Origin of the sequence: Micromonospora deserti (assembly GCF_003236335.1) — a bacterium.
Classification (GTDB): Bacteria; Actinomycetota; Actinomycetes; order Mycobacteriales; family Micromonosporaceae; genus Micromonospora; species Micromonospora deserti.
Genome location: NZ_POUB01000402.1, coordinates 1 through 4,030 on the forward strand (window position 1 = coordinate 1; position 4,030 = coordinate 4,030).

Genomic DNA, 4,030 nt, shown 5'->3' on the forward strand with positions numbered 1-4,030 from the left:
CCGCCTGACCGACAAGAAACGCCGGGCGCAGCGCAAACGTGACCGCCGCATCAACGGCGACTAACCGCCGCCCACCACCTCCCGTCGTGGTTGATCAAGAGGTTGGCGTCAGCCTTGATCTCCACGCTGGCGCAAACTTCATGATCAACGGGGCGACCGGGAGGGCGGGGGAGGGGCTACCGCGGTGTGGTTGCCAGGAGGCGCTTGCGCAGCTGGGCGGCCCGTGCGGCGAACGCCCGCTGTGCGGTCACATACTCGGCTCGCCCTTCCGGCGTCTCCACCCGCACCGGCGGGTACCCGAGCGCGGCCAGGTCGTACGGGCTGGCCCGCATGTCGAGGGTGCGGATCTCCCGGGCCAGCGCGAAGCAGTCGGCGACGAGTTCCGACGGCACCAGCGGGGCGAGCTTGTACGCCCACTTGTACAGATCCATGTTTGCGTGCAGGCAGCCCGGCTGCTCGTGGGCGTGCTGCGTCGCCCGGGTCGGGGTGAGCAGGTTCAATGGTCGGGCCGGCGGGGTGAAGAACCGGTACGCGTCGAAGTGGCTGCACCGCACGCCCCGCTGCTCGACGACCGCCGCCGTCCGCTCCGGGCTCAGCCGCAGCGGCCAGGCGTTGTGGCGTACCTCCTCCTGGGTCTGCCGGTAGACCATCGCCCACTCGTGCATCCCGAAGCAGCCGAAGTGCCCCGGCCGGGCGGCGGTGGCGGCCAGCAGCGACCGGATCCAGCCGACCGACTCGGCGCGCCGCGTGCGTACGGCCTCGGTGTCGAGGGTGACCCCGGCGGCGGTGACGCGGTAGTCCCGGCCGAACTCGGCCGGGTCCGCGTCGCGCAGCACCACCCCGGCGCCCGGGTGCCACCGGCGCAGCTGCGCGGGGCGGTGCGAGTAGTAGGTGAAGAGGAAGTCCTCCACCGGGTGCTTCTCGCCCCGGCGGCGGCGGGCCAGGTGCGGGATCAGCCACCCATCGACCCGCTCCTCGTGCGCCCGGCGCCGGGCCTGCCACTGCGCCGCGTCGAGCACGGTCGCGGGGGCGAGGGCAGCGGTCACGGACCCCAGGGTACGACCGCTGCCCGACCGCCGGTCAGGGCACGTCCACCCGCACCCCGGCGGAGAAGACGCCGCTGCGCAGCTCCAGCTGCTTCGGCGGGTCCCGCCCGTCGACGGTGAAGACCAGCGGCAGCACCATCCGGCTCCCGGCCGCCATCGGCTGGGCGAAAACGTCGCGGCCCTGGTTGGCCGCCCGGGTGGCCTGCTCGTCGGTGCTGACGAAGTTGCCGTCCGGCAGGTACGCCCGCTGCAACCGGCCGTGCCAGCTCTGCTGCTCCGGGGTGACGTTGCGGACCCCGACGGTGGCCTGGCACTGCCGCGCGGCCCGCCCCGGCTCGCAGGCGACGCGGTAGACGGTGAACTCGAACGCCGACTCCCGCAGCGGTTCGCCGACCGCCCCGTACACCCCCTTGCCGAGCCAGGCGCCGCTGGTCGGCTGGCTGTCGGTGTCGATGTCGGCGACCTGCCGGGTGGCCGTCCAGGCCGCCGTGCCGACCGTACCGGCCAGCACCAGCGCGGTCACCGGGACGATCAGCCAGGTCGAGGGGGTGCGCCGGCGCTGTGCCGGTCGGGGCGCCGCCGGTCGCGGGTAGACCGTTCCCAGGCCGTCATCGGCACGGGCCGCGGCGACTCGCCGGCGCCGGCGACGCCAGGTCCAGGTGACGCCCACGGCGAACAGCGCCACCGCGGCCACCCCGCCCAGCAGCACGGGCGTCTGGCGCCACACCGGTGGCTCGCTCCGCTGCTCCACCGGCCGGGCCGGGGCGGCGTTCCAGGTCGCCGTCGCGCAGTCGTACGGTCGCCGGCCGTCGCTGGCGTAGGCGCAGGCCGGCGCGGTCAGCGGCCGGTCCAGGGCGGCGGTGGTGAGCGTCGTGCCGAGCGTGGTGGTGCTCCGGGCCGGCAGCTTCAGCCGCCAGGTGACCTCGCTCGCCGACTGCCCGGCGGCGCGGGTGGCCCGGCCGCCGGCGGTGATCGCGGCCGCCGACGAACCGGGCGGCAGCTCCTGCCGGACGGTGGTGTCCACCGGCGCGTTGCCGTCGTTGCGGACGAGAATCCGGTAGCGCGGCGCGGGCGTGTTCTCCGGCGCCACCCGTACCGTCACCGGCGGCTTGGCGATCGGGGGCGCGGCCCGGGTCGGTGTGGGCACCGCCGGTGGCGCCGACGGCATGGCCGGGGCGGGGGTCGGTGCGATCGCCGCGGCCGGGCGGGGCTGCGCGGCCGCCGCGTCCGGGGCCGCCGTGGGTAGTGCCGGCACGGCGGCGAGAATGCCGAGGCAGTGCACGAACACTGCGAGGGCCCTGTGGTGTCGTGTCGATGCAGGCATACGAACGAACCTCCGGAGCCGACGCTAGGGGCGGGCGCATGTCGTGCGGGTACGAAGTGGCGAAGTCGGCCCCGGCGGTCCGGCAACGACGTAGGCTGCGCCACCGGTCGGCCGGGCCGGCGGGCGGGGTGCCCCGGTCCGTCCGCCTGTCGATGGCGGTGTCCCGGTGGGTCGTGGCCTCGGCCGGCCTGCGCGCCGGCGGGGCTAGATTGGCCGGGTGCGTATCGCTCGTTTCGCTCATGCCAAGGGAATGTCGTTCGGGGTCGTCGAGGGCGAGCCGGGGGCCGGCCCGCAGGGCCTCACCGTCGCAGAGATCGAGGGCCACCCGTTCGGCCAGATCAGTTTCACCGGCGGCCGGTGGGCGCTGTCGGACGTCCGGCTGCTCTCGCCGATCCTGCCGAGCAAGGTGGTGTGTGTCGGCCGTAACTACGCCGAGCACGCCGCCGAGCACGGCAGCGAGGTACCAAAGGAGCCGCTGCTCTTCCTGAAGCCGTCCACCTCGGTGATCGGGCCGCGGGACGCGATCCGACTGCCGATCTTCTCCAAGCAGGTCGAGCACGAGGCGGAACTGGCGGTGGTGATCGGCGCTCCGGGTGCGCGCCGGGCCGACCGGGCCGCGGCGGAGCGGGCCATCTTCGGCTACACGTGCGCCAACGACGTGACCGCGCGGGACCTCCAGCGCGCCGACGGCCAGTGGACCCGGGCCAAGGGCTTCGACTCGTTCTGCCCGATCGGGCCGTGGATCACCACCGGGCTGGACGTCTCCGACCTGGAGGTCCGGTGTGAGGTGGGTCGCGACCCGGAGCAGATGGAGGTCCGGCAGCTCGGCCGGACCCGGGACATGGTCTTCGACGTGCCCGCCCTGGTGTCGTACATCTCGCACGTGATGACGCTGCTCCCCGGTGACGTGGTGCTGACGGGCACGCCGGCGGGGGTTAGCCCGCTCACGGACGGGGATACGGTCAGCGTGCGGATCGAGGGCATCGGGGAGCTCACCAACCCGGTGGTGCCCGTCTGACGCGTCGAGCCGTTTCCGCAGGTCAGAGGTGGTTTGCGGGGTTCGATTTGGCCTGCCGGCACCGGGAGGGTAAAGTCTTGTCCCGGCGCCGTAAGGGGCCAATGGGGTATGGGGTAATTGGCAGCCCGACTGATTCTGGTTCAGTTAGTCTAGGTTCGAGTCCTGGTACCCCAGCAACCGGTGTTCGTGAGAATGTCGGTCGCTGGAATCTGCTGGAGAGCGGCCAGCCGCCCGCGAGGGGCCGGCGAGGATCTCTGGTAGAGTTCAGCGGCGCCGCTCGGCAGAGCGGCGAGCGGGAAGTTCTGGCCCCGTCGTCTAGCGGCCCAGGACGCCGCCCTCTCAAGGCGGTAGCGCCGGTTCGAATCCGGTCGGGGCTACAGTGATCACGGTCCGTCGCACTCGTGCGGCGGGCCGTTTCGCTTCTGCGCGGTCTACCCGCCCGCACCCGGTTCATGCCACCGCGCGAGACGCCGTTAGACTACAGCGGCGCCGCCCGGCAGGGTGGTGAAGCAGGAAAGTTCTGGCCCCGTCGTCTAGCGGCCCAGGACGCCGCCCTCTCAAGGCGGTAGCGCCGGTTCGAATCCGGTCGGGGCTACACCCACAACGGCCCGCCTCGCCCCGCGAGGCGGGCCGCCCCCATCC

3 protein-coding genes and 3 tRNA genes are annotated in these 4,030 nt (G+C 73.3%); 4 read left to right on the forward strand and 2 right to left on the reverse strand.

The window, feature by feature from the left end; translation table 11 throughout:
• Positions 1-176 precede the first annotated feature (176 nt).
• Together C1I99_RS30075 and C1I99_RS30080 are read right to left on the reverse strand one after the other, a co-directional pair.
• Entirely contained in the window at positions 177-1,046 is an 870-nt protein-coding gene (locus C1I99_RS30075) for a 3-methyladenine DNA glycosylase (protein ID WP_111137554.1), read from the reverse strand.
• A 34-nt stretch (positions 1,047-1,080) separates the two neighbouring features.
• Positions 1,081-2,370, reverse strand: coding sequence for a hypothetical protein (locus C1I99_RS30080; RefSeq protein ID WP_111137555.1), 1,290 nt, complete (start codon positions 2,368-2,370; stop codon positions 1,081-1,083).
• A 217-nt stretch (positions 2,371-2,587) separates the two neighbouring features.
• Here C1I99_RS30080 and C1I99_RS30085 point away from each other — a divergent pair, with 217 nt between their 5' ends.
• The 4 genes from C1I99_RS30085 to C1I99_RS30100 all read left to right on the forward strand — a co-directional run bounded on the left by C1I99_RS30085 (position 2,588) and on the right by C1I99_RS30100 (position 3,983).
• Positions 2,588-3,388 (forward strand): fumarylacetoacetate hydrolase family protein, encoded by an 801-nt coding sequence (locus C1I99_RS30085; RefSeq protein WP_111137556.1) that lies wholly within the window; start codon positions 2,588-2,590, stop codon positions 3,386-3,388.
• 102 nt (positions 3,389-3,490) lie between these two features.
• Positions 3,491-3,562 (forward strand) — tRNA-Gln (locus tag C1I99_RS30090).
• Between the two features lie 130 nt (positions 3,563-3,692).
• A tRNA-Glu gene (locus C1I99_RS30095) sits at positions 3,693-3,765 on the forward strand.
• 145 nt (positions 3,766-3,910) lie between these two features.
• Positions 3,911-3,983, forward strand: a tRNA-Glu gene (locus C1I99_RS30100).
• Positions 3,984-4,030 lie beyond the last annotated feature (47 nt).

Bases quoted from the DNA above. Each gene is read 5' to 3' on its own strand.
- C1I99_RS30080 (WP_111137555.1), bottom strand. From the start codon at position 2,370: ATGCCTGCATCGACACGACACCACAGGGCCCTCGCAGTGTTCGTGCAC.